The organism is Streptomyces sp. NPDC033131 (assembly GCF_055578365.1).
The window spans coordinates 208,223-233,696 of the sequence record NZ_JBVIPA010000009.1 but is presented as its reverse complement, the minus strand read 5'-3'; the positions used below and the strand labels follow the sequence as shown (position 1 = coordinate 233,696).

Sequence of the window (25,474 nt, the reverse complement as noted above, 5' to 3'; positions counted from 1 at the left end):
CTCAGATGTTCCGGAAGCGGTTGATGGCGTCGACGTGCTTCGCGCGCTTCTCCGCGTCGCGCACGCCCAGGCCCTCCTCGGGTGCCAGGCACAGCACTCCGACCTTGCCCTGGTGGAGGTTGCGGTGCACGTCGTAGGCGGCCTGCCCGGTGTCCTCCAGGGAGTACACCTTCGACAGCGTCGGGTGGATCTTGCCCTTCGCGATGAGCCGGTTGGCCTCCCAGGCCTCGCGGTAGTTCGCGAAGTGCGAGCCGATGATCCGCTTCAGGGACATCCACAGGTAGCGGTTGTCGTACTCGTGGTTGTACCCGGAGGTCGAGGCGCACGTGACGATCGTGCCGCCCTTGCGCGTGACGTAGACGGAGGCACCGAAGGTCTCGCGGCCGGGGTGCTCGAAGACGATGTCGACGTCCTCGCCGCCGGTGAGCTCACGGATGCGCTTGCCGAAGCGCTTCCACTCCTTCGGGTCCTGGTGGTGCTCGTCCTTCCAGAACTTGTAGTCCTCGGCGGTGCGGTCGATGATCGCCTCGGCGCCCATCCTCCGGCAGATGTCGGCCTTCTGCTCGCTGGAGACGACACAGATCGGGTTGGCGCCGCCGGCCAGCGCGAACTGCGTGGCGTAGGAGCCCAGTCCGCCGCTCGCGCCCCAGATGAGCACGTTGTCGCCCTGCTTCATGCCGGCGCCGTTGCGGGAGACCAGCTGCCGGTAGGCGGTGGAGTTGACCAGACCGGGCGCGGCGGCCTCCTCCCAGCTGAGGTGGTCCGGCTTGGGCATCAGCTGGTTGGACTTGACCAGCGCGATCTCGGCGAGGCCGCCGAAGTTGGTCTCGAAGCCCCAGATGCGCTGCTCGGGGTCGAGCATCGTGTCGTTGTGGCCGTCGGACGACTCCAGCTCGACGGACAGACAGTGCGCGACGACCTCGTCGCCGGGCTTCCAGGCGTTGACGCCGGGGCCGGTGCGCAAGACGACGCCCGCGAGGTCGGAGCCGATGATGTGGTACGGCAGGTCGTGGCGCCTGGTGAGCTCCGAGACCCTGCCGTAGCGCTCCAGGAAACCGAAGGTCGACAGCGGCTCGAAGATCGAGGTCCACACGGAGTTGTAGTTCACCGAGGAGGCCATGACGGCCACCAGGGCCTCGCCCGGGCCCAGTTCGGGCAGCGGCACGTCGTCCAGGTGCAACGACTTGCGCGGGTCCTTCTCGCGGGTCTGCATGCCCGCGAACATCTCCGTCTCGTCCTTGTGCACGGTGATCGCGCGGTACGACTCGGGGAGCGGCAGAGCGGCGAAGTCGTCCGGCGTCGAGTCCGGCGACTGGATCGCGTCCAGGATGTCCTTCACGGTCACGGTGTGCCTCCGGCGAATGGCGTCTCGAGACAAGACGCTGAGGGTTACGTCGGTGCTGCTGAGGGTGGGTGGTGCGTGCCGTCGGTTCGGCGGTTGTGCTGTTCGGCAGCGCTTTGTGGCGCGGGAGGTTGCCTGTGACGCAGGCGTCCGGGCGGGCAGACCGATGGTTTGCTGGGACAGCCGGCGTACGAAAGGTCTCTGCACGCCGGCCGCCCGGACACCTTCAACGTATGACACCGCGTGTCACCTCGCAAGGCACTGAGTGCCAGAACTTCCTCTCAGCTGAAATCTTTACGTAACAAATGAGCGATGATCGATCGAACGGGGGTGGAAAGGTGCCTGAAAAGCTGCCCTGACATGCCAAAACGGCCACCCCGAGGGGTGGCCGTCGTCACAGTGGCGAGAAGGTCTCAGCGGCCTCAGCGGTCCTTGAGTGCCTCTTCGATGGTCCGCATGACCTGGTCGAGCGGGGCGTCCGTGCGGGCCACCGTCACCAGCACCTCGCCGTGGGTGGAGACCGTCGCGGCGGCCGGTCTCGGGGTGGTGGTGCGCCCGGCCCCGATGCCCGACCCGAACGTCTTCCGTACGATCGCGAAGGCGTGGTCCAGCTGGGCCTCCACGTCCCCCTGTGCGCCGGCCCGCAGCCAGCGCCGCAGGACGTGGTTGTGGGCGGTGACCACGGCGGACGCGGCGACCTCCGCCAGCAGCGGGTCGTCGTTGGCGTCGTCGTCGTGCGCGTGCTCGTCGAAGTGGCCGAGCAGGTAGCGGGTGAACAGCCGCTCGTAGCGGGCCACCGACGCGATCTCCGCCTCGCGCAGGGTCGGCACCTCGCGCGTGAGCTTGTAGCGGGCGACCGAGATCTCCGGCCGGGCCGCGTACATCCGCATGACTTCCTTGATGCCCCGGCACACCGTGTCGAGCGGATGCTCGTGCGCGGGGGCCGCGTTGAGGACCGCCTCCGCCCGGATCAACGTGTCGTCGTGGTCGGGGAAGATCGCCTCTTCCTTGGACCGGAAGTGCCGGAAGAAGGTGCGACGCGCGACCCCGGCCGCGGCGGCGATCTCGTCGACCGTGGTCGCCTCGTACCCCTTGGTCGCGAACAGCTCCATCGCGGCGGCCGCCAGTTCCCGGCGCATCTTGAGCCGCTGGGCCGCCGCGCGACTGCCCGCGGCACTTTCCGGTGCGTCGGGCGTAGCTGGTGTACGTGAGGACTTGGCGGGCTGGGACATGCCCCGAACGTACTGCATGTGCGCAGCTCGCCGCGCAGGTCCCCGCTTTCCCCCGGCCGGTGCGGGCGGGGGAGTGGCGGGCGGGGACGGGCCGTTCGGGGCGGGCGGTGCCAACCCGCCCGGCTCGAGCAGTCCGCCCCAGTCCGCGTCCTTCGTGAACCAGTCGCCGGGACGCTCAGCGGCGGGCATATTCGCGGAAGCCGCGGCCCGTCTTGCGGCCGAGGCAGCCCGCGGCCACCAGGTGCTCCAGGAGCGGCGCCGGGGCCAGGCCCGGGTCGCGGAACTCGCGGTGCAGGACCTTCTCGATGGCCAGCGAGACATCGAGCCCGACGACGTCCAGGAGTTCGAACGGGCCCATCGGGTAACCGCCGCCCAGCTTCATCGCCGCGTCGATGTCGTCGAGAGACGCGTAGTGTTCCTGCACCATCTTGATCGCGTTGTTGAGGTACGGGAAAAGCAGGGCGTTCACGATGAAGCCGGCCCGGTCCCCGCAGTCGACCGCATGCTTCCTGATCTTGACGCAGACCTCGCGGACCGTGGAGTGGACGTCGTCGGCCGTCAGCACCGTACGGACGACCTCGACCAGCTTCATCGCCGGTGCCGGGTTGAAGAAGTGCATGCCGATCACGTCCTGCGGGCGCGAGGTGGCGCGGGCGCAGGCGACGACGGGCAGCGACGAGGTCGTGGTGGCCAGGACCGCGCCCGGCTTGCAGACCTTGTCCAGCGTCGCGAACAGCTGCTGCTTGACCTCCAGGTCCTCGGCGACGGCCTCCAGAGCCAGGTCGACGTCGGCGAAGGCGTCGTAGGAGCCCGCCGGGGTGATCCGCTCCAGGGTCTGCGCGGCGGCCTCGGCGGTCATCCGTCCCTTGTCGACGGAGCGTGAAAGCGACTTGCCGATACGGGACTTGGCGGTCTGCGCCTTCTCCTCGCTGCGGGCGGCGAGCACGACCTCGTACCCCGCCTTGGCGAAGACCTCGGCGATCCCGGACGCCATGGTGCCCGAGCCCGCGACGCCGACGGAACGGACCGGACGGCCGGGGACGCCGAGGCCGCCGGAGCCGGGTGTCAGGGCGTCCGGCACGACCGTGGCGCTGCCCGGGGCCTCGTAGGTGTAGAAGCCGCGGCCCGTCTTGCGGCCTGTCAGGCCCGCCTCGCTGAGCTGCTTGAGGATCGGCGCGGGGGCGTGCAGCCGGTCCCGGGACTCGGCGTACATGGCCTCCAGGACCGTACGCGCGGTGTCGACGCCGATCAGGTCGAGCAGGGCGAGCGGGCCCATCGGCAGCCCGCAGCCGAGCCGCATCGCGGCGTCGATGTCCTCGCGGGAGGCGTACTTCGCCTCGTACATCGCGGCGGCCTGGTTGAGGTAGCCGAACAGCAGTCCGTCGGCGACGAATCCGGGCCGGTCACCGACCGCGACGGGCTCCTTGCCCAGCTCGATCGCGAGGTCCGTGACCGCGGCGACCGCCTGGGGCGCGGTCAGCACCGAGGAGACGACCTCGACCAGCCGCATGGCCGGTGCCGGGTTGAAGAAGTGCAGACCCAGCACCCGCTCCGGGCGGGCCGAGTCGGCGGCGAGCCGGGTGACGGAGAGGGCGTTGGTGCCGGTCGCCAGGATCGCCTCCGGCCGCACGATCCCGTCGAGTTCACGGAAGATCTGGTGCTTGATCTCGTACGACTCCGGAGCCACCTCGATGACCAGGTCGGCGTCGGCCGCGGCCCGCAGGTCGGTGGACGTGCGGACACGGGCGAGCAGGTCGGTGCGCTCCCGCCCGGTCAGCCGGCCGCGCTCCACCGCGCGGGCGGTCGCGGCCTCCAGGGCGGCGACCGACTGGGCGGCGGCGGCCTCGCTGATGTCGATGCCGACGACCTCGCGACCGGCCTTGGCGAGCACCTCGGCGATGCCGGTGCCCATCGTGCCGAGGCCGACCACGGCAACGGTCTTGAAGGGGGACAGAGGGGTGTCGGACAGGGGAGCGGCCATCGCGGACTCCAGGAATGAGGGTGACGACTGGAAGCGCGCCCGGGTGCGCCGGGCTCGGCCCGAAGAGGGCCGAGCCACGGGCGCACCGGGGTGCGAAGAGGAGTGCGGGTGTTGCCGGGCTGCAGGCGCACACGCCCGGTGCCGTCATGAGGGGCGTGCACACGCCCCGGAAACGGCGGAACCGACCGGCCCTGTCCCGGGGCCGGGTCGTACGGGTACACGAGGTACCGAACCGACTGCTCTCGCGGCGGCTGCGTCACCAGGCCACCACGAGCGATCTACGAGTGGGTAACTCGCTCGTCTGAGCTTAACCCGTGAGTAACGAGCGCGCCAGTCCCCGAATTGGTGATGTAGGTCCTGCCTTCGCGGCTGCCCGCCTAACCTCGGTTTCATGGACGAAGAGTTGCGATCGCTCACGGAACGCTTACGACAGGAGTCGGGGGACCCGCCCCTGTACGAGCGCCTCACGAGGACGAAGGACGTCGACGACCTGGCGGCAGTGCTCACCGAGCCGGGCCGGCCGCTGTGGGCCAGGGAGCTGGCCGCGTTCCGGCTCGGGCTCGCGGGCGACCGGCGCGCCTTCGAATCGCTCGTCCTGCTGCTCAACCACCGCGACCCGCAGCGCTGCGCATCCGCCGCCCACGCCCTGGGCCGGCTCGGCGACCCGCGCACCGCCCGCGCGGCCGCCGCCCTGGCCACCAACGAACTCCGCGTCGCCTACGCCCTGCATCCCGTCCGGCTCCTGGTGCGGTTGCGCGCCCCCGAAGCCGTACCGGCGCTGATCACCACCCTGGGGCGGCGGCTGCGCCCGCAGGATCCGTACCGGCGGGTGGCCCTCGCCTGCGTGGAAGGGCTCGGCACACTCGGCGACACCCGGGCGAGACCGGTCCTGAACGAGGCACTCGCGCACCCGGCGCTCGCCGAGGCGGCGGTGCAGGCGCTGGCGCGGATCCCCGGGCAGCGGCGGTGACCCCTCAGGCCGACGGCGCCGGCTCCCGTACGTACCGGACCTCCGGCACCAGGACTCGGTCGACCTCGAACGGTTCCTCGGCGCCGTCCGGGCGAAAGCCCGCCCGCTCGTAGAAGCGACGGGCGCGCGTGTTTTCCTTCAGCACCCACAGGAACAGGCGTGCCCGGGCGCCGCACTGCTGCATTGACGTCTCCAGCAGCGCCCTTCCGACCCCGCTCCCCAGATGCGCGGAGTCGACGTAGACCGCGTACAGCTCGGCGTCCGCGGTGCGGGTGTCGCCGTCGCGGTACGGGCCGTGCGCCGCCCAGCCGACGATCTCGCCGTCCCTCCCCCAGTGCCTTGAGGGCCTGGGAGGTGCCCCCACGGCGACCAGGTTCACCACACCGTCGCTCGCGCGCGCCGAGAAGAGGGAGCGCCGTCGCTCGGCGTCCTTCGTCACGCTGAGGGCGTCGAGGAAGGACTGTGGCATCAGGCCCCGGTAGGCGCTCTGCCATCCGCGCACGCGGATCTCGGAGACGCGGTGGCAGTCGGCGAGCCTCATGTCCCGCACCCGCACGTCGCTCACGTGCCGACCACCGCGAACGCCTCGATCTCCATCAGGAACTCGGGCCGGACCAGCGCGGCGACCTGCACGGCGGAGGCGGCCGGCAGGCGGTCGTCGGGTATGTGGGCGGCGCGGGCCGCGCGGATCGCGGGCAGGTGGGCCATGTCCGTGACGAAGATGGTGAGTTTGACGACGTCGTCGAAGGTCGCGCCCGCGGCGGCGAGGCAGCGGCGGAGGTTCTCGAAGACCTGCCGGGCCTGCGCCGCGGGGTCGCCGGCACCGACGAGATCGCCGGCCTCGTCCAGGGCGAGCTGGCCGGAGACCGCGACGAAACGGCCGGTGCCCGTCACGACGTGGGTGTACGCGGCGGCGGGGGCGACACCGTCGGGGGCGGGAATCCTCGTCAGCTCACTCATGCGTCCATGGTGGACCATGGGTCCGACAACGCCCCCGACGGGCCGTCAGGCCGTGCTCAGCCGCGGAAGCCGAGCAGACCGTGCAGGGTCGAGCCGCGGGACGACGTCGACGCCGCCTTCGAGCTCAGCGGCTCCGGGTCGGGCAGTGCCTTGCACACCGCGTCGGCCTCGCCGTGACCGCGCGGCACCGTGCCGTCGGTCAGGTACGCCGCCAGGTACTCGTCCAGGCAGGCGTTGCCGCTCAGCGAGATGCCGTGGTTCCCGCCGCCTTCCTCGACCACCAGACTGGAGTGGGCGAGCAGCCGGTGGACCGTCGTGCCGCCCTGGTACGGGGTGGCCGCGTCGTCCGTCGCCTGGAAGAGCAGTGCCGGCGGCAAGTTGCCGTTGGCGACGTTCTTCGGCTGCAGCGAGTCGGTCGGCCAGAACGCGCACGGCGCGTTGTACCAGGCGTTGTTCCACGCCATGAACGGCGCCTTCTCGTACACCGCCCAGTTGTCCTTGCGCCACTGCTTCCAGTCGCGCGGCCAGGACGCGTCACGGCACTGCACCGAGGTGTAGATGCTGTAGCCGTTGTCACCGGAGGCGTCCACGGCGGCGAAGTTCTCGTACGCCTCGACCAGCGGGTCGGCGTTCTTGTCGTTCACGTACGCCGCGAACGCCTCGGCGAGATAGGGCCAGTAGCCGTTGTAATAGCCGCCCGGGATGAAGGTGTCCTCCAGTTCGGAGGCGCCCACCTGCCCGCCGGCCGGCTTCTTGGCCAGGGCCGCCCGCATCGCGTACCACTTGGCCTCGATCTTCTCCGGATCGGTGCCGAGCTTGTACGTGGCGTCGTACTTGGCGATCCAGGCCATCAGCGCCCGGTGGCGGTCGTCGAAGGCGTGGTCCTGGGCGAGGTTGGCGTCGTACCACACACCGGTGGGGTCGACGATCGAGTCCAGGACCAGGCGCCGCACCCGCTCCGGGTAGAGCTTGCCGTAGACCGCGCCGAGGTAGGTGCCGTACGAGTAGCCGAAGTAGTTGATCTTCTTGGCGCCCAGCGCCTTGCGGATCGCGTCCATGTCCCGCACGGCGCTGAGCGTGTTGATGTACGGCAGCACGCTCGCGTACTTCTTGCCGCAGGCGGCGGCGAAGGACTTGGCGCGGGAGAGGTTGGCCTTCTCGATCGCGGGTGTGCTCGGCACGGAGTCCGGGCGCACCGGGTCGAAGTGGCCCGGCCTGCAGTCGAGGGCGGGCTTGCTCGCGCCCACTCCGCGCGGGTCGAAGCCGATGACGTCGTACTGGGCCGCGACCGCCTTGGGCAGCGTGGAGGCCACGAATCCGGCGAGCGTCAGACCGCTGCCGCCGGGGCCGCCGGGGTTGACCAGCAGCGGGCCCTGGTACTTCTTCGCGGTGTGCGGGACGCGGGACAGTGCGAGGGTGATCTGCCGGCCGTTCGGCTTCGCGTGGTCGAGCGGCACCTTGAGCGACGCGCACTGGAGCGTCGGATAGTCGGCGGTGCCGCACTTCTTCCAGGCGGGTTTCGCGGCCCCGGAGGTCTGTGCGGTCCGGGCGGTCGGTAAGGTGCTCGCGCCGGCGGGGACGGCCGTGAAGCTCCCGGCCACGACGACGGCGGCACCGCACAGCGCGGCTGCGCGTTTTCTCATGGAGTCCTCCCAGGACGGAGGGTTTCGGACCGCGAAGGTCACGGTCCCCGCCGCATCGTCCCGGAAAGAACCCCTGGAAGAACGGATTCTGGCAATACTTGACCCAATTGGATCGCGGTATGCGCTCGTATGCGCTCAGATCAGCGTGAGTTGAGTCGGTTCGGACAGATCCGGCCGGTCGGGCTCCGGCTCACGGACGCGCCGCGGCATCCCCGCGCGCGCGGGGCCGATCCCGTACTCCTGCGCCAGCTCGTGGACCTGACGGGTGATCCGGCGCTGGTACCACTTCGGGGCGTAGGCGCCGTCCGCGTACAGCCGCTCGTAACGGCCCACCAGATGCGGATGGTGGCGCATCAGCCAGGCCATGAACCACTCCCGGGCGCCGGGGCGCAGATGCAGCACCAGCGGGGTGACCGAAGTGGCCCCGGACTCCGCGATCGCCCGTACGGTGTCCCGCAGTTGGGCCGGATGGTCGCTCAGGAACGGGATGACCGGCGCCATCAGGACGCCGCACCCGATGCCGTGCTCGCCGAGAGTCCGTACGACGTCCAGGCGCCGCTCGGGCGCGGGTGTGCCCGGCTCGACGGTGCGCCACAGCCCGGGTTCGGTGAAGCCGACCGAGACCGAGATGCCGACGTCCGTCACCTCCGCCGCCCGCTTCAGCAGGTCGAGATCGCGCAGGATCAGCGTGCCCTTCGTCAGGATCGAGAAGGGGTTGGCGTGGTCGGTCAGGGCCGTGATGATGCCCGGCATCAGGCGGTAGCGGCCCTCGGCGCGCTGGTAGCAGTCGACGTTGGTGCCCATCGCGATGTGCTCGCCCTGCCAGCGGCGCGAGCCCAGCTGGCGGCGCAGCAGCTCCGGCGCGTTCGTCTTGACCACGATCTGGGAGTCGAAGTCGACGCCCGTGTCCAGATCCAGGTAGCTGTGCGTCTTGCGGGCGAAGCAGTACACGCACGCGTGCGAGCAGCCTCGATAGGGGTTGACCGTCCATTCGAACGGCATGCGGGAGGCGCCCGGCACGCGGTTGATGATCGACCGGGCCCGGATCTCGTGGAAGGTGATCCCGGCGAACTCGGGCGTGTCGAACGTACGGCTGGTCACGGCGTCCGCGTCGAACAGAGCGGCGTCGGCCCGGCTGTGATCGCCGGACTCTGTGAGGTTCTCCCAGCGCATGAGGCCTCCTCGGTAGCACTGACCCCAAGAATAGAACATTTGTTCCCTTGATCGTGCGACCCCCGATTTGGGCGCCCGGGACCCGGGGTGGTTGGCTTGCCCAAACCCCGAGAACCAAGGTCCTGGAGGAAGTCAATGGCGCAGGTCGAGGCCACTACGGAGCGGATCGTCGCGGCGGACGCGGAGAAGGTGTTCGACGCCCTCGCCGACTACAGCGGCACGCGCGCGAAGGTGTTGCCCGCGCACTTCAGCGAGTACGAGGTGCGCGAGGGCGGCGACGGCGAGGGCACCCTCGTGCACTGGAAGCTCCAGGCCACCAGCAAGCGCGTCCGCGACTGCCTCCTGGAGGTCAGCGAGCCCACCGACGGCGAGCTCGTCGAGAAGGACCGCAACTCCTCGATGGTCACCACCTGGCGGGTCACCCCGGCCGGCGAGGGCAAGTCCCGGGTCGTCGTCACCACCGTCTGGCAGGGCGCCGGCGGTATCGGCGGCTTCTTCGAGAAGACCTTCGCCCCCAAGGGCCTCGGCCGGATCTACGACGCCATGCTCGACAAGCTCGCCGCCGAGGTCGAGAAGTAGTCCCCAACGGGGCACCGGTGAGCGGCCGTTGCCCCCCTCACCGGTTCGAGTGGATCTCCGTGCGCCCCGGCGGTACGCCGTAACTCGTCGCGCTTGCTCGCAGTTGTCGCCTTACGCGGGAATTGTGCGAAAGCGCGACGAGGGGAGCGATACGTGGGCGGGGTCACTCTGGTACAGGACGAACCGGCCCCGGCACCCCCGTCGCAGGGCCCGCCTCCGCAGTCGGCCACCGGCGCCCGACTGAGCCCACGCCAGGTGCGCTGGGTCTTCTTCGCACTCATGCTCGCGCTGCTGCTGGCGGCGCTGGAGCAGATGATCGTCGCCACCGCGCTGCCGAAGATCGTCGGCGAACTGCACGGCCTGGACAGGATGTCCTGGGCGATCACCGCCTACCTCCTCACCGCCACGATCGGACTCCCGGTCTACGGCAAGCTCGGCGACCTCCTCGGCCGCAAGGGCGTCTTCCAGTTCGCGATCGTCGTCTTCGTCGTCGGATCCGCACTCGCCGGCCGCGCGCAGACCATGGACCAGCTGATCGCCTTCCGGGCGGTCCAGGGCGTCGGCGCCGGCGGCCTCCTGACCGGCGTGCAGGCGATCACCGCGGACATCGTGCCGGCCCGGGAGCGCGGCCGGTTCCTGGGCCTCATCGGCGCCGCGTTCGGTGTCGCCTCCGTCGCCGGACCGTTGCTGGGCGGCTACTTCACCGACCACCTCTCCTGGCGCTGGTGCTTCTACTTCAACGTCCCCTTCGGCCTCGTCACCCTGGCCGTGGTCGCCGTCGTCCTGAAGCTCCCCAAGCCGACGGCCAGGCCCCGGCTCGACGTCCTCGGCGCGCTGCTGCTCGCCACCGCCTCCACCTGCCTGGTGCTGCTGACCAGTTGGGGCGGCTCCGAGTACGCGTGGGACTCGCGGGTCGTCCTCGGACTCGGCGCCGGCGCGGTGGCCGCGAGCCTCCTGTTCCTCCTCGCCGAGCACTTCGCTGCCGAACCCCTCATCCCGCTGCGGCTGTTCAGGGACTCCGTCTTCAACGTCACCGGCCTGATGGGCCTCGTGACCGGCGCCGCCCTGTTCGGCGCGGCCGGCTATCTGCCGACCTTCCTGCAGATGGCCGACGGGGCCTCCGCCACCGAGTCGGGCCTGCTGATGCTGCCGATGACGGCCGGCATCGTCGGCGCCTCGATCATCTCCGGGCAGCTCATCAGCCGCACCGGGCGCTACAAGATCCACCCGATCATCGGCGGGGCGCTCTCCGTGACCGGCATGTGGCTGCTCTCCCGCCTCGAAGCCGACACGCCCCGGCTGCACTACAGCATCTGGACGGCCGTGCTCGGTGCCGGCATCGGCATGGTGATGCCGGTCCTGATCCTCGCCGTGCAGAACTCCGTACGACCCGCCGACCTCGGCACCGCCACCAGCGCCAGCAACTACTTCCGGCAGATCGGCGGCAGCGTCGGCGCCGCGGTGTTCGGGACCCTCTTCGCCGGCCGGCTCGCCGGCTCACTGGAGGAACGCCTGCCCGCGCGCGCGGGTGCCCCGCTCCCCGACCCCGAGTCCCTCACCCCGCAACTCGTCCACGCGCTGCCCCCGGCGCTGCGCGACGGCTACGTCCGGGCCTACGCCGACGCCATGCCGCGGATCTTCCTCTACCTCGTGCCGGTGCTCGTGCTCGGCCTGCTCATCGCCTTCTTCCTCAAGGAAAAACCCCTGGTGTCCTACGACGCCCCGGCCGCGGAGCCGGAGACCGCCCGCGCCGACGCCCCGGTCCCGCAGGCGCTCCCCCACCCTCCGGGCGCGGCCCCCGTCCCGCTTCGCTCGCCGTACACCGCCGAGATCCCCGTGGGCGGCACCGTGCAGCGTCCCGACGGGACGGTCGTGCCGCGTGCGGCCCTCACCCTGATCGACAGCGCCGGGCAGCAGATCGGGCGGGGCGCGAGCCGCGAGGACGGGCGGTACGCGCTGTCGACGCCGGGCTCGGGGACGTACGTCCTGATCGCCGCCGCGGGCGGTCATCAGCCGCAGGCCGTCTCCGTGACCGTCGGGGACCGCCCCGTCGAGCTGGACGTCGTCCTCGGCGGTGCGGGACGCCTCGCCGGGACCGTGGTCACCGCGGACGGCAGCCCCGTCCGGGACGCCACCGTCACGCTCACCGACGTGCGGGGCGAGGTCGTCGCCACCACCCGCAGCGGGCGCGAGGGAGGTTATGTCATCACCGAGCTGGTGGCCGGCGAGTACACCCTCGCCGTCGGCGCCCCCGCGTACCGGCCGGCCGCGCTCCCCGTCACCGTGCAGGCCTCCCGTGAGACCCGCCAGGACGTCGAACTCGCCGGCGGGGCCGTGCTGCGCGGCACCGTGCGGGCCGGCGGCGGACGGCTCGTGGAGGACGCGCGCGTGACGCTGCTGGACGCGGCGGGCAACGTCGTGGACACCCTCACCACCGGCCCGGACGGAACCTTCAGGTTCGCCGACATGGCCTCCGGCGAGTACACCGTCATCGCCACCGGTTACCCGCCGGTCGCCACCGCACTCCACGTGGCCACAGGAGGCCGCACGGAACGGGATCTGCAGTTGGGACACGAGGACTGAAAACCTGTCAGTAACTGGCGCTGCCGGGCATTGGGTCCCTGCTCAGAGCAGGGACGAGGGGGCGTGCGCCGGTGTGATCCCGCGAAGCGATTCCCGCGTTGCCGCACATCGTGACCGACCGGCGCCGTACGGTGGTCGAGGCGGCACAGATCTCGCGGAGCCGTGGGGAGAGAGGGCCTGGGCCATGAACCGTGGCACCGAGAGGGACGCACCTCCCAGCCCCGGAGCTGGGAGCGGTGCGGCGGAGCAAGCACCGTCCGGCCGCATCCCGCTGGCCGTGGTCGTGGTGGACCGCGGCGGCCTGGTCTCGCACTGGAGCACGGGGGCGCGCCGCCTGTTCGGCGCCGCCAAGGAGGAGGCGATCGGCCGGTTCGCGGTCGACCTGCTGCCCGTCTCCGGAGCGCTTCCCGAGGAGGACGAGGTCCAGCCCTACGGGGCGTACGCGGCCTACGACGGCCTCGGACCCGACCTGGAGACGTCCCTCGACGGCCGGCTGTCCTACCCGGCCGCGGGCCGCGCCCGCCTCACCGTCGCGGACAACGACCGCATCGACGTCCTGTGGTGGGCCTACCCGCTGATCGGCCCCGGGCGGGAGCGCCTGCTGGTCCTCGCCGCCGACGCGGCCGGACTGCGGCCCGACCACGCCGACGAGGACACCCAGGACCTGGCGTTCGAGCGGATCGCGCCCGGCTTCGCGCTGCACACCGACTTCCCGGGCGCCGAGGAACTGGCCCGTCGGCTCCCCGAGATCCTGCCCAGCATGAGCGTCGACGAGGGCGCGCGCATCGTCGGGCAGGTCCTCGAACTGGGTTATCCCGTCCTGGAGTTCAGTCAGAACGCCCGGGTGCCCGTGACGCCCGACTGGGGCGTGCCCCGGCGCACCGAGCGCAAGGCCCGCCGTGAACGCGCGGCCCGTGCCCTGGCCGAGGGGCGCCCCCTGCCGCAGGACGTGGCCGACGAGGCCGAAGACCTCGAGTACACCGCCGTACGGGAGCGTCTGGAGTTCCTGAACGAGGTCAGCGGCCGGATCGGCACCTCCCTGGACCTGGCGAAGACCATCATCGAGGTCAGCAAGGCCGTCGTGCCCCGCTTCACCGACGTCGCCGGCACCTATCTGCGCGAACAGGTCGTCGCCGGCGAGGAGTTCTCCGAGGGCGTTCCGGACACGACCACCATGTGGCACCGGGTCGCCCTGGAGCACACCGACGAACCCGGCCGCTGGGACGACGTCGTGCCGGTCGGCGAGGCCATGCCGTTCCCGGCGCACACCCCGTTCTTCCAGTGCATGACCAGCGGCGAACCCGTGCTCGTGCCGCGCATCAGCGAGCCGATGGGCCACGCCATCGCCTCCCAGTTCGAAAAGCGGGACATCCGGCCCCTCATCACGGGCCGCTCCATGCTGGTCGTGCCGCTCAAGGCACGCAACGTGGTCCTCGGCTTCATGATCCTGCTGCGGCACCCCGAGCGCGTCGAGTTCAATGACATGGACCGGGTCACCGGCGCCGAACTCGCCGCCCGCGCGGGCCTGGTGCTCGACAACGCGCGCATGTACACCTACCAGGAGAGCGTCGCCGAGACCCTCCAGGACAGCATGCTGCCGCACATCCCGCCGCGCATGGCGGGCTGCGACATCGCCACCCGCTATCTGCCCGGCACCCTCCTCGGGCGCGTCGGCGGCGACTGGTTCGACTCCGTGAAACTGCCCGGCGCCCGCACCGCCCTGGTCGTCGGCGACGTCATGGGCCACGGTCTCAACTCGGCCGCCATGATGGGCCAGTTGCGGACGGCCGTACAGACCATGGCCGCCCTCGACCTGCCGCCCGCCCAGCTGCTGCGCAACCTCGACGACCTCGCCCAGCGCCTCGGCGACACCTACCTCGCGACCTGCCTGTACGCCGTCTACGACCCGATCGCGAGCGAACTGCACCTCGCCAACGCCGGTCACATCCCGCCCGTCGTGGTCCGTGCCCGGGACGGCGGCAGCGAGCTGCTCGACCTGCCGACGGGGGCGCCGATCGGCGTCGGCGGGGTGCCGTTCGAGGCGGTACGCGTGCGCGTGCGGCCCGGCGACCGGCTCGTGATGTGCACCGACGGTCTGGTGGAGGTGCGAGGCGAGGACATCGGCGTCGGCCTCGCCACGCTGTGCGAGTCCGCCGCGCACCCGGCCGCCTCCATGGACGACGCCTGCGACACGATCATCCGGGCCCTCAACACCCGTGGCGGACGCAAGGACGACGTGGCCCTGCTGATGGCCCGCCTGAACGGCATCGAGCCCGACGACGTCGCCGAGTGGCGGCTGACTCTCGACCCGGCCGAGGTGGGCCGGGCCCGCGCCGTGGTCCGCGAACAGCTCCACGCCTGGGGGCTCACGGGGCTCGCCGGTCCCGCCGAGCTCATGGTCAGCGAGCTCGTCACCAACGCCGTCCGGCACTCCCACAGCCGCCCTGTCGACCTGCGGCTGGTACGCGGCGACACCCTGCTGTGCGAAGTGGACGACGACGACCACGAGCTGCCGACCCTGCTGAGCGCGGGGTCGGGCGACGAGGCCGGGCGCGGTCTGCGGGTGGTGAGCACTCTCGCGCGCGAGTGGGGAACCAGCCGGACGAAGGCCGGCAAGACCGTGTGGTTCGAGCTGACGCTGCCGCGCCGCTGACCGTCCCGAGGGTGAGGGGCGCACGACGGCGTACTCGTCACGAACGACCCGTGAAGGAATGCGCCGCGCGCTTGTGGGCGTGACCTGGGCGCGATACACCGTACTGACCCGTCACTTGGGGGCGGGCGGCCTTCGCACCCTGGGGAGTTGGTCATGAGCGTGACGAGTCGGTACCGGGAGGCCTGGGAGGGCTTCTGGCGTGAGGCTCCGGGTGAACCCGGGGCCGTGTTCTGGGACGCGGAGCCGATCCTCACGGCCGGCGCCCATCTCGCCCTGTTCGAGCCCCATCTGGTCGACCCCGGTCTGCCCCTGGTGGACCTCGGCTGCGGCAACGGCACCCAGACCCGGTTCCTCGCCGACCGTTTCCCGCACGTCCTCGGCGCCGACCTGTCCGCCGCCGCCCTCGACCACGCCCGGCGCGGCGACCCGGCGGGCCAGGCGACGTACCGGGTGCTGGACGCGGCCGGCAAGGGCGAGGCGGAGACGCTGCACGCGGAACTCGGCGACGCCAACGTCTACATGCGGGGCGTCCTCCACCAGGCCGACCCCGACGACCGGCAGGCGCTCGTGGACGGGATCGCCGCGCTGCTCGGAGAGCACGGCCGGGCCTTCCTCGTGGAACTCTCCGAGGCCGCCAAGCCCGTCCTCATGGGCCTGGCGCAGCGCCCCGAGGGCCCGCCGCCCAAGCTGGCGCCCGTCTTCCGGCACGGCATCGCGCCCGGCGAGGTCGCCGACGACGCGATCCCCGTCTATCTGAACGTGGCCGGGCTGAGCGTCCTGGCGAGCGGTGAACTGCCCCTCACCACCACCGAGTACCGGCCCGACGGCACCCGGATCGCACTTCCGTCGAGGTGGCTGGTGGCGAGCCGCACGGTGTGACGCCCGCGGCGGTCGGGGCCACAGGGAACTCCCACCGGCGCGGAGTCGTTGTCAACTCGCGGGATTCTCAACGTAGTTGTCGCGGCAGTTGTCAACGAAACCCCACGTCATGGAGGCGCCCACGATGACCCCGACCCACCCCCGCCCGACCCGGCGTGCCGTACTCGGCGGCGCCGCCCTGGCGGCCCTGGCCGTGACGGCCGGCGCCGGCACGGCGAGTGCCGGCCCGAACGCCGCCTGGCCGACGGAGTTCCCCCTTCCGAACGGCTGGCTCCCCGAGGGCATCGCCATCGGAAACAAGCCGTACGCGTACATGGGTTCCCGCGCCAACGGCGCGATCCTCCGCACCGACCTGCGCACCGGAGAGGGCAAGGTCCTCTTCGCCGGCGGCACCGGCCTGATCTCCGTCGGGCTCAAGGTGGACCACGACGGGCTGCTGTACGTCGCCGGGAACACGGGCGTCGCCCGGGTCCACGACTCGCGCACCGGTGAACTTCTCGCCACGCACCGGCTCACCGAGGCCACCGGTCACTTCATCAACGACGTCACGCTGCTCGGCGACCGCGCCTGGTTCACCGACTCTCGCGACGCGGCCCTGTACGGGGTCCCGCGCGGCGGCCGGAAGGGCGACATCCGTGCCCTGCCGCTCACCGGCGACTGGACGCAGCTACCAGCGGTCAACAACGCCAACGGCATCGTCGGCACCCCCGACGGCCGGGGCCTGATCGTGGTCAAGAGCACGCCGGGCGAGCTGTACAACGTGAACGTGAAGACGGGTGCCGCCACCAGGATCACGCTGGTCGGACAGGCGGACGTCGTCAACGGCGACGGCCTGTGGCGTACAGGGCGCACGCTGTACGTCGTACAGAACCGCCTGAACCTGATCAGCGTCTGGGACCTCGACGCCAGGGCCACCACCGCCACCCTGCGGAAGACGATCACCGACCCGCGCTTCGACGTGCCCACCACGGCCGCCCGCTTCGGTGACCGCCTCTACCTGGTCAACGCGCGCTTCACGACCACGCCGACGCCCGAGACGACGTACAACGCCGTCGCGGTCCCCGTCTGAGCCCGTACGGCAAGCGGTCCGTCCTCCGGTGCTCCGGCGCCGGAGGACGAACCGCCCCGGTCAGTTCACCGCCGGGCCGCGGCGGTACGCCATCCAGCCCGCCGCCACCCAGCCCGCCGCCAGCAGTGCGGCCGCGACCGCGGCCACGGAGCGCACGGTGACGCCGGTGGAAGCGAGGCTGCCGCCCGCGGCCGAGGTCCCCGTCGTGCCGGTGCCGCCGGTCGCCGAGCACGCAGGTGGCCTTGAAACAGTCGGTGGACTCGTCCTGGGCGCCCACGGTGAGCTCGACCTCGAAGGACCCGCCCTCGTCGTAGGGGACCGCCAGTTCCTCGCCCCGCACGGCGGCGGACAGTGACGCCGTACGCCTTTCTGAAGGACTACCTCGAGTCCCGGACGACGGCGTACTGATTCCCCGACCCAGGGGGCGGCACGGGTGGCTTTTCTGGCCGGTTTCCCCTGCTGCGCGTAACGTGACGGGGCATGAAGATCCTCATCAGCGCCGACATGGAGGGCGCCACCGGGGTGACCTGGCCGGCCGACGTACTGCCCGGCGCGCCGCAGTGGGAACGGTGCCGCTCGATGTTCACCTCGGACGTCAACGCCGCCGTCCTGGGGTTCTTCGACGGCGGCGCGGACGAGGTCGTGGTCAACGAGGCCCACTCGACGATGCGCAACCTCCTCCTCGAACAGCTCGACGAGCGGGTGGAGATGCTCACCGGGCGGCACAAGTCCCTGTCCATGGTCGAGGGCGTGCAGCACGGCGACGTGGACGGCATCGCCTTCCTCGGCTACCACGCGGGCGCCGGCATGGAGGGCGTCCTCGCCCACACCTACCTCGCCAACTCCATCACCGGCGTGTGGCTGAACGACGTACGGGCGAGCGAGGGTCTCCTCAACGCCCACGTCGTCGCCGAGTACGGCGTGCCGGTCGTCCTGGTCACCGGCGACGACGTGGCCTGCGAGGACGCCCTCGGTTACGCCCCCGAGGCGCTGAAGGTCGCCGTCAAGGACCACGTCTCGCGGTACGCGGCCGTCTGCCGCACACCGGCCAGGACCGCCGCCGACATCCGGGCCGCGGCGAAGGAGGCGGCCGGGCTGGCCGTGCGACAGAATCCGGTCGACGGTGGACCGTATACAGTCGCCCTCGAGTTCGACGCGGAGCATCTGGCGATGGCCGCCACCGTCGTGCCGGGCGTGACGCGGGTCGGGGAGCGGAAGGTGGCGTACACCAGCGGCACCATGTACGACGGGATCCGCGCCTTCAAGGCGGTCACCACGATCGTCTCGGCCGCGGTGGAGGAGCAGTATGGCTGACCAGCCCGAGCAGCAGGCACTGGACGAGGTCGTCGAGTTCACCTCCGGCCTCATCCGCATCGACACCACCAACCGGGGCGGCGGCGACTGCCGGGAACGGCCCGCCGCCGAGTACGCCGCCGCGCGGCTCGCCGAAGCGGGCCTGGACCCCACCCTCCTCGAGCGCACCAAGGGCCGTACCAACGTCGTCGCGCGGATCGAGGGCACCGACCCGTCGGCCGACGCGCTGCTCGTCCACGGTCACCTCGACGTGGTGCCCGCCGAGGCGCCGGACTGGAGCGTGCACCCCTTCTCCGGGGAGATCCGTGACGGGGTCGTCTGGGGGCGGGGCGCGGTCGACATGAAGAACATGGACGCGATGATCCTCGCCGTGGTGCGGGACTGGGCCCGGCAGGGCGTGCGGCCCCGGCGGGACCTGGTCATCGCGTTCACCGCCGACGAGGAGGCCAGCGCCGAGGACGGCTCCGGATTCCTCGCCGACGAGCACCCCGCACTGTTCGAGGGCTGCACGGAGGGCATCAGCGAGTCGGGGGCGTTCACCTTCCACGACGGGAGCGGGCGGGAGCTCTACCCGATCGCGGCCGGTGAACGGGGCACGGCCTGGCTGAAGCTCACCGCGCACGGCCGTGCCGGGCACGGCTCCAAGGTGAACCGGGAGAACGCCGTCACGCGTCTCGCCGCCGCCATCACCCGGATCGGCGAGCACGAGTGGCCGCTGCGGCTGACCCCGACCGTGCGCGCCGCGCTCACCGAACTCGCCGCGCTGTACGGCATCGAGACCGGCCTCGCCGACGCGGACGCGCTCCTGGACAAGCTCGGCCCGGCGGCCGCGCTGGTCGAATCCACCGTGCGTAACAGCGCCAACCCGACCATGCTCGACGCCGGTTACAAGATCAACGTGATCCCCGGTCAGGCCGTGGCATACGTCGACGGGCGCTTTCTCGCCGGTTCCGAGCGCGAGTTCCGCACGACCCTTGACCGGCTCACCGGACCTGACGTGGAGTGGGAGTTCCAGCACCGGGAAGTGGCTCTGCAGGCGCCGGTGGACTCGACGACGTACGCGAAAATGCGGGCCGCCGTCGAGGAGTTCGCGCCGGAAGGGCACGTGGTGCCGTACTGCATGTCCGGAGGCACGGACGCCAAGCAGTTCTCGCGCCTCGGCATCACGGGCTACGGCTTCACGCCGCTCAAACTCCCGGAGGGCTTCGACTACCAGGCCCTCTTCCACGGAGTCGACGAACGCGTACCCGTCGAGGCGCTCCACTTCGGCGTCCGGGTACTCGACCGCTTCCTGCGCACGGCCTAGGCACACATGGGGGACGAAGTGCGGACGCTGGCCTACGGTTCCTGGCCCTCGCCCATCGACGCGGCACTCGCCGCCGCGCACGACGGGCATCCCGAGTACGTCGGTTTCGTCGGCGACGAGGCGTGGTGGACCGAGCCGCGTCCCGCCGAGGGCGGCCGGCGCGCACTGGTGCGGCGCGGCGCCGACGGCACCGAGGAGTCGGTGCTCCCCGCGCCGTGGAACGTGCGCAGCCGGGTGATCGAGTACGGCGGACAGCCCTGGGCCGGGGCCGTCGTCGACGGCGAACCGCTCGTCGTGTTCGTGCACTTCGCCGACCAGCGGCTGTACCGCTACCGGCCGGGCGGCACTCCGAGCCCGCTGACGCCGGTGTCCCCGGTCGGCGGCGGGCTGCGGTGGGCCGATCCCCAGGTGCTGGCCGATCGCGGCGAAGTGTGGTGCGTGCTGGAGGAGTTCACCGGTGACGGGCCCGTCGACGTGCGCCGGGTGCTCGCCGCCGTCCCGCTGGACGGTTCGGCGGCCCAGGACCGGGACGGTGTACGCGAACTCACCGACGACCGGCACCGGTTCGTCACCGGGCCCCGCCTCTCGCCCGACGGACGGCACGTGGCCTGGCTCGCCTGGGACCATCCGCGCATGCCGTGGGACGGGACGGAACTGGTCCTCGCCGAGGTCGGCGCGGACGGCTTCTTCCACGGTGCGCGGACGCTGGCCGGCGGGCCGGATGAGGCCATCGCCCAGGTCGAGTGGTCGACGGAAGGCCGTCTGCTGTATACAGCCGACCGTACGGGCTGGTGGAACCTGTATGCGGTAGACGGTGTGCTGGACACGGGCGACGGTGGACCGCACACGGGCGACGGTGGACCGCACACGGGCGACGGTGGACCGCACACGGAACACGGTGGACCGGCTGCGGGAGCTGGTGTACCGCTGTGCCCCCGCGACGAGGAGTTCGGCGGCCCCCTGTGGAAGCTGGGCAACCGCTGGTTCGTCCCGCTGCAGGGCGGTCTGATCGCCGTCGTGCACGGCCGCGGCGCCACCACCCTCGGGATCCTCGACCCGGAGACCGGCGAGGTCGTGGACGCGGCGGGCCCCTGGACCGAGTTCGCGCCCACCCTCGCGGTGCACGGCGAGCGGGTCGTCGCGGTCGGTGCCAGCCCGCGCAGCGCGTACGAGGTGGTGGAGCTGGACGCCCGGACCGGACGGGCCCGGGTGGTCGGCGCCGCCCACGACGACGCCGTGGACCCGGCCTACTACCCGGAGCCACAGATCCGCACCTTCACCGGGCCCGCCGGGCGCGACATCCACGCCCACATCTACCCGCCCCACCACCCGGGCTGCGTGGCACCGGGCGAACAGGCGCCGCCGTACGTCGTCCGGGCGCACGGCGGACCCACCGGCCGGGCTCCGCTCGTGCTCGACCTGGAGATCGCCTACTTCACCTCGAGGGGCATCGGCGTCGCCGAGGTCGACTACGGCGGCTCGACCGGGTACGGCCGTGAGTACCGGGACCGGCTGCGCGAGCAGTGGGGCGTGGTCGACGTCGAGGACTGCGCGGCCGTCGCGCTCGCCCTCGCCGACGAGGGCACCGCCGACCGCGACCGGCTCGCCGTGCGCGGCGGCAGCGCCGGCGGCTGGACCGCGGCGGTCTCGCTCGCCACCACCGACGTCTACGCCTGCGGCACGATCCTCTACCCCATCCTCGATCTGGCCGGCTGGGCGACGGGGGAGACCCACGACTTCGAGTCGCAGTACCTGGAGGGCCTGGTCGGGCCGTACGCCGAGGTGCCCGCCCGGTACGCGGAGCGCTCGCCCACCGAACACGCCGACCGGATCGGCGTGCCCTTCCTGCTGCTCCAGGGACTCGACGACGTGATCTGTCCGCCCGCACAGTGCGAGCGCTTCCTGGCCCGCATGGCGGGGCGGCGGGTGCCGCACGCCTACATCGCGTTCGAGGGGGAGGGGCACGGCTTCCGGCGGGCCGAGACGACGGTCCGGGCCCTGGAGTCCGAACTCTCCCTGTACGCACAGGTCTTCGGGCTGCATCCGCCCGGCATTGCGACACTGGAGCTCAGCACGTGAAGGAACTCGTACGGCCGTCCAGGCTCGCCCCCGGTGCGCGGGTGGCCGTCGTCGCGCCCAGCGGGCCGGTGGCGGAGGACCGGTTGCAGGCCGGGCTCGACATCCTGCGCGGCTGGGATCTGGATCCGGTGGTCGCCCCTCATGTGCTGGACGTGCACGACGAGCTGGGGTACCTGGCGGGCTCCGACACCGACCGCGCCGCCGACCTGCAGCAGGCCTGGTGCGACCCGTCCGTGGACGCGGTGCTGTGCGCTCGCGGGGGATACGGAGGCCAGCGGATGGTCGACCTCCTCGACTGGGAGGCGATGCGGGCGGCGGGACCGAAGGTGTTCGTGGGCTTCAGCGACAGCACCGCGCTGCACGAGGCGTTCGCCGTGCGGCTGGGCCTGGTCACGCTGTACGGGCCCGCTGCCGCCGGCGTCGACTTCGTGAAGAACGCCCGAGCGCAGGGACATCTGAGGGCCACGCTCTTCACCCCCGAGACCGTCGGCGTTGTCACCTCCTCCGGTGTCCCCCTGGTGCCGGGGCGGGCCCGGGGCGTCACGATGGGCGGCTGCCTGAGACTGCTCGCGACCGGTTACGGCACGCCCCACACCCGGGCCGGCGCCCGCGGCGGTCTGCTGCTGATCGAGGACGTCGGAGAGCGCGCGTACAGCCTCGACCGGAGCCTCACCCAACTCCTGCGCACCGGCTGGCTCGACGGAGTGCGGGGCATCGCCCTCGGCTCGTGGGACCGCTGCGGCCCGTACGAGGAACTGCGTCCGATGTTCGCCGACCGGCTCTCGGCCCTCGGCGTGCCCGTGCTGGAGGAGTTCGGCTTCGGGCACTGCGGCGGAGCACTGACCGTCCCCTTCGGGGTGGCCGCCGCACTCGACGCCGAAGCGGGCACATTGACGCTCGACGAACCGGCACTGCGCTGATCCCCTTCACCGGCACTCCTCAGGAAACCGCAGGAACACTCGCCCCGGCGGGTCGTAGGGTGGCGGAATGCCGCACAACGCCTCCCCGTATCTCACCGAAGGCCCCCGCGTGGGCATACGGCACTTCACCTACGAGGACGGTGCCGAGTTCACCGCCCGGGTCCGCGAGAGCAAGGAGCTGCATCATCCGTGGCTCTTCCCGCCGGACGGTGCCGCTGCCTACGCGGCGTACGCCGGGCGGCTGATCGAGGATCCCACCAAGGCGGGGTTCCTGGTCTGTGAGAAACAGCAGGGGGGTGCCGTCGCGGGGTTCATCAACATCAACAACATCGTCGAGGGCGGCTTCCAGTGCGGGGCGCTCGGATACGGGGCCTTCGCGCACGCCGCCGGGCGCGGGCTGATGCGGGAGGGGCTGGACCTCGTGGTGGGGTACGCCTTCGGGCCGATGCGGCTGCACCGGCTGGAGATCAACGCGCAGCCCGGCAACGCCGCGTCGATCGCGCTGGCCCGCAGCTGCGGATTCCGGCTGGAGGGCTTCTCGCCGGACATGATCTTCATCGACGGGGCGTGGCGGGATCACGAACGGTGGGCCGTCACCGCGGAGATGAGGGCTTCCGGCCGACCCGTGCGCCGACGCGGATGACCCCCGCCGTGTGACGCGCCGCGTGGGGAGCCACCGGCCGGCCGTGCACGGCTACACGCCGCCGCGGTCCACGTACTCGTACACCGCTCCGTCCGGATGCATGGCGATCAGGTTGCGGCCCGCCGGGGTGGGGACCGGGCCCGCGATGACGCGGGCGCCCAGCTCCGTCAGCACCCGGTTCGCCTCCTCGACGTCCTTGACGGCGATCGTCGCGGTGACTTTGCGCAGCACCTCCAGCTCGGCCTCCGGGCCGCTCATCAGCAGGAAGCAGCCCACCGCGGCGACCTGCACGCCGCCGCGTTCGAAGCGGAGGGCTCTGCCGCCTGCCAGTCGCTCGTAGAAGGGGACCGCGGTCTCCAGGTCGTCGACGCATACGCGCAGCGTGGCTCCCAGAATGTCCATGGGGAGAGCCTAGTTGGGGCGGCGGGAAGAGCGAGATCGTTTCACATGATCCCCTCGTCCCGGCCCGTCGTGGCCGCACCCGTGAGAGTCCAGGCGCGCGAGCGGGGGCGGGCGCCCCTGCCCGTAGCGTTACCCGCCGGTGGCTGCGGGTACCCGGCGGCCATGGACCGCTTGGAGCATCTGGAGCATCTGGACAGGCACCTGGTCGACGAGCTGGCGCAGGTGGCGCGCGAGACCGTGCGCGACGAGCTGCGCGAGCAGACCCGCAAACAACGCCGCAAGGCCATGCTGTACGGCGCGTCGGGCGCCGTCGCCCTGTACGCGGGCGCCGCCCTCGCGCTCGCCGTGGGACTGGCCCTCGCCATCGGTCTGCCGGACTGGGCCGCCGCCCTGATCACCGCGGCGATCCTGGGCGTCGTGGCGTACGTACTGCGCGGCGCGGCCCGGCCTCACACGTCACGCCCCGCACCCCGGCACGACGCGGATGTGCCCGAGGGCGGCGGGCAGCGTGTCGCCGGCGGCAGCGCACCGGGCGTTCCGCCGAGCGGGCTCGGTATGCCGTACCCGCCGATGCCGCCCACCGCGCCCGGCGTGGGCACCCCGGCGGCCGGCGGCGCCGGGACCGCGGTGCCGCGCCGCGGCGACGTCGACCCCGAGCAGCCGCACCACCGGGCGTGATGCGGCGTGCGCGGCTTCCGCAAGGGCTCACTGCCGAGACACGGCAAGGTCGTCGTGGTGACCGGCGCCAGCGGCGGCGTGGGCCGGGCCACCGCCCAGGCCTTCGCCGCCCGAGGGGACAGGGTCGCCCTGCTGGCCCGGGGCCGCGAGGGCCTCGCCGCGGCGGCCGACGACGTGCAGCGGGCCGGCGGTGAGGCGCTCGTCGTCACCGTGGACATGGCCGACGCCAAGGCGGTCGACGACGCCGCCCAGAAGGTCGTCGACGCCTACGGGCACATCGACGTCTGGGTCAACAACGCCTTCGCCGGGGTGTTCGCCCCGTTCACCGAGATCACCGCGGACGAGTTCCGGCGGGTGACCGAGGTGACGTACCTGGGCTATGTGTCCGGCACCCGGGCCGCGCTGCACCACATGCTGCCGCGCGACCGGGGCACCATCGTGCAGGTCGGCTCCACCCTCGCCTACCGCGGGGTTCCGCTGCAGTCCGCGTACTGCGGTGCCAAGCACGCCATCCAGGGCTTCAACGAGTCGCTGCGCTGCGAGCTGCTGCACACCGGCAGCGGGGTCCGTACCACGATGGTGCAGCTGCCCGCCGTCAACACCCCGCAGTTCGACTGGGTGCTGAGCAGGATGCCGGGCCGGGCACGGCCGGTCGCGCCGGTGTTCCAGCCGGAGGTCGCCGCACGGGCGATCGTGCACGCGGCCTCGCACGGGCGGCGCCGCGAGTACTGGGTCGGCGGGCCGACCGTGGCCGCGCTGATCGCCAACGCGGTCGCGCCCGGGGCGCTGGACCGCTATCTGGCGCGGACCGGGTTCGACGCGCAGCAGGACGAGCGGGCCGAAGGGGAGTACGGCAGCGGCCCCGGGAATCTGTGGGCGCCGGCGGACGGGCCGCACGGGCACGACTTCGGCGCGCACGGCCGCTTCGACGACGAGTCGGCGTCCGTCAGCCCCCAGGACTGGGCCTCCCGGAACCGGGGGCGGATGGGAGCGGGGCTGCTGGTCGCCGGAGGGCTGGGGGCCGCGGTGACCGCGGGGCTGCGCCGGGGCGCCGAGCGCCGTTGAGGA

Annotated in this window: 22 protein-coding genes; 14 read left to right on the top strand and 8 right to left on the bottom strand. The window is 71.9% G+C overall.

The window, feature by feature from the left end; all coding sequences use genetic code 11:
- Position 1: 1 nt before the first annotated feature.
- The 3 genes from ccrA to ACZ5XS_RS14900 all read right to left on the bottom strand — a co-directional run bounded on the left by ccrA (position 2) and on the right by ACZ5XS_RS14900 (position 4,555).
- The gene (ccrA, locus tag ACZ5XS_RS14910) at positions 2-1,339 is read right to left on the bottom strand and encodes a crotonyl-CoA carboxylase/reductase (RefSeq protein ID WP_468651283.1); all 1,338 of its coding nucleotides are present in this window, start codon (positions 1,337-1,339) and stop codon (positions 2-4) included.
- A 425-nt stretch (positions 1,340-1,764) separates the two neighbouring features.
- Positions 1,765-2,574 carry a TetR family transcriptional regulator gene (locus ACZ5XS_RS14905; RefSeq protein ID WP_468651250.1) on the bottom strand — a complete coding sequence of 270 codons (810 nt, stop codon included), beginning with the start codon at positions 2,572-2,574 and terminating at the stop codon, positions 1,765-1,767.
- Positions 2,575-2,749: 175 nt separating this feature from the next.
- Positions 2,750-4,555: a 3-hydroxyacyl-CoA dehydrogenase family protein gene (locus tag ACZ5XS_RS14900; RefSeq protein WP_468651248.1), complete on the bottom strand. Its 1,806-nt coding sequence runs from the start codon at positions 4,553-4,555 to the stop codon at positions 2,750-2,752.
- 391 nt (positions 4,556-4,946) lie between these two features.
- Here ACZ5XS_RS14900 and ACZ5XS_RS14895 point away from each other — a divergent pair, with 391 nt between their 5' ends.
- Positions 4,947-5,525, top strand: a complete 579-nt coding sequence (locus ACZ5XS_RS14895; protein ID WP_468651246.1) for an adenylosuccinate lyase — start codon at positions 4,947-4,949, stop codon at positions 5,523-5,525.
- 4 nt (positions 5,526-5,529) lie between these two features.
- Here ACZ5XS_RS14895 and ACZ5XS_RS14890 read toward each other — a convergent pair whose 3' ends face one another.
- The 4 genes from ACZ5XS_RS14890 to ACZ5XS_RS14875 all read right to left on the bottom strand — a co-directional run bounded on the left by ACZ5XS_RS14890 (position 5,530) and on the right by ACZ5XS_RS14875 (position 9,301).
- Positions 5,530-6,066, bottom strand: coding sequence for a GNAT family N-acetyltransferase (locus ACZ5XS_RS14890; RefSeq protein ID WP_468651281.1), 537 nt, complete (start codon positions 6,064-6,066; stop codon positions 5,530-5,532).
- A gap of 20 nt (positions 6,067-6,086) precedes the next feature.
- Positions 6,087-6,485, bottom strand: coding sequence for a RidA family protein (locus tag ACZ5XS_RS14885; protein WP_468651244.1), 399 nt, complete (start codon positions 6,483-6,485; stop codon positions 6,087-6,089).
- A 56-nt stretch (positions 6,486-6,541) separates the two neighbouring features.
- A complete protein-coding gene (locus tag ACZ5XS_RS14880) occupies positions 6,542-8,128 on the bottom strand; it encodes an alpha/beta hydrolase (RefSeq protein WP_468651242.1) in 1,587 nt (528 codons plus the stop codon).
- 135 nt (positions 8,129-8,263) lie between these two features.
- On the bottom strand, positions 8,264-9,301 hold the full coding sequence (locus ACZ5XS_RS14875; protein ID WP_468651240.1) for an Rv2578c family radical SAM protein: 1,038 nt from the start codon (positions 9,299-9,301) through the stop codon (positions 8,264-8,266).
- 135 nt (positions 9,302-9,436) lie between these two features.
- Here ACZ5XS_RS14875 and ACZ5XS_RS14870 point away from each other — a divergent pair, with 135 nt between their 5' ends.
- The 11 genes from ACZ5XS_RS14870 (at position 9,437) to ACZ5XS_RS14820 (ending at position 23,326) form a co-directional block, all read left to right on the top strand.
- A complete protein-coding gene (locus ACZ5XS_RS14870; RefSeq protein WP_217239057.1) occupies positions 9,437-9,880 on the top strand; it encodes an SRPBCC family protein in 444 nt (147 codons plus the stop codon).
- A gap of 153 nt (positions 9,881-10,033) precedes the next feature.
- Entirely contained in the window at positions 10,034-12,463 is a 2,430-nt protein-coding gene (locus tag ACZ5XS_RS14865) for an MFS transporter (RefSeq protein WP_468651238.1), read from the top strand.
- A gap of 184 nt (positions 12,464-12,647) precedes the next feature.
- Entirely contained in the window at positions 12,648-15,116 is a 2,469-nt protein-coding gene (locus tag ACZ5XS_RS14860) for an ATP-binding SpoIIE family protein phosphatase (RefSeq protein ID WP_468651236.1), read from the top strand.
- A 153-nt stretch (positions 15,117-15,269) separates the two neighbouring features.
- Complete coding sequence (locus ACZ5XS_RS14855; protein ID WP_468651234.1) at positions 15,270-15,995, top strand: class I SAM-dependent methyltransferase; 726 nt, start codon at positions 15,270-15,272, stop codon at positions 15,993-15,995.
- A 124-nt stretch (positions 15,996-16,119) separates the two neighbouring features.
- Positions 16,120-17,064 carry an SMP-30/gluconolactonase/LRE family protein gene (locus ACZ5XS_RS14850; RefSeq protein ID WP_468651232.1) on the top strand — a complete coding sequence of 315 codons (945 nt, stop codon included), beginning with the start codon at positions 16,120-16,122 and terminating at the stop codon, positions 17,062-17,064.
- Positions 17,065-17,221: 157 nt separating this feature from the next.
- Entirely contained in the window at positions 17,222-17,419 is a 198-nt protein-coding gene (locus tag ACZ5XS_RS14845) for a hypothetical protein (RefSeq protein ID WP_468651230.1), read from the top strand.
- A gap of 125 nt (positions 17,420-17,544) precedes the next feature.
- Entirely contained in the window at positions 17,545-18,378 is an 834-nt protein-coding gene (locus tag ACZ5XS_RS14840) for a M55 family metallopeptidase (protein WP_468651228.1), read from the top strand.
- Positions 18,371-19,684 (top strand): M20/M25/M40 family metallo-hydrolase, encoded by a 1,314-nt coding sequence (locus tag ACZ5XS_RS14835; RefSeq protein ID WP_468651226.1) that lies wholly within the window; start codon positions 18,371-18,373, stop codon positions 19,682-19,684. The genes ACZ5XS_RS14840 and ACZ5XS_RS14835 overlap by 8 nt, the downstream gene beginning before the upstream one ends.
- 6 nt (positions 19,685-19,690) lie before the next feature.
- Positions 19,691-21,763: a prolyl oligopeptidase family serine peptidase gene (locus ACZ5XS_RS14830; protein ID WP_468651225.1), complete on the top strand. Its 2,073-nt coding sequence runs from the start codon at positions 19,691-19,693 to the stop codon at positions 21,761-21,763.
- Positions 21,760-22,683 carry a S66 peptidase family protein gene (locus ACZ5XS_RS14825; protein WP_468651223.1) on the top strand — a complete coding sequence of 308 codons (924 nt, stop codon included), beginning with the start codon at positions 21,760-21,762 and terminating at the stop codon, positions 22,681-22,683. Before ACZ5XS_RS14830 ends, ACZ5XS_RS14825 begins: the two co-directional genes overlap by 4 nt.
- A 67-nt stretch (positions 22,684-22,750) precedes the next feature.
- Positions 22,751-23,326 carry a GNAT family N-acetyltransferase gene (locus ACZ5XS_RS14820; protein ID WP_468651222.1) on the top strand — a complete coding sequence of 192 codons (576 nt, stop codon included), beginning with the start codon at positions 22,751-22,753 and terminating at the stop codon, positions 23,324-23,326.
- A gap of 51 nt (positions 23,327-23,377) precedes the next feature.
- Here the strand turns inward: ACZ5XS_RS14820 and ACZ5XS_RS14815 are convergent, their stop codons facing one another.
- Positions 23,378-23,728 (bottom strand): VOC family protein, encoded by a 351-nt coding sequence (locus ACZ5XS_RS14815; protein WP_468651221.1) that lies wholly within the window; start codon positions 23,726-23,728, stop codon positions 23,378-23,380.
- Positions 23,729-23,890: 162 nt separating this feature from the next.
- Between ACZ5XS_RS14815 and ACZ5XS_RS14810 the strand changes: the two genes are divergently transcribed.
- Complete coding sequence (locus ACZ5XS_RS14810) at positions 23,891-24,406, top strand: phage holin family protein (RefSeq protein WP_468651219.1); 516 nt, start codon at positions 23,891-23,893, stop codon at positions 24,404-24,406.
- A 6-nt stretch (positions 24,407-24,412) separates the two neighbouring features.
- Positions 24,413-25,471 carry an SDR family oxidoreductase gene (locus tag ACZ5XS_RS14805; RefSeq protein ID WP_468651217.1) on the top strand — a complete coding sequence of 353 codons (1,059 nt, stop codon included), beginning with the start codon at positions 24,413-24,415 and terminating at the stop codon, positions 25,469-25,471.
- Positions 25,472-25,474: the final 3 nt, after the last annotated feature.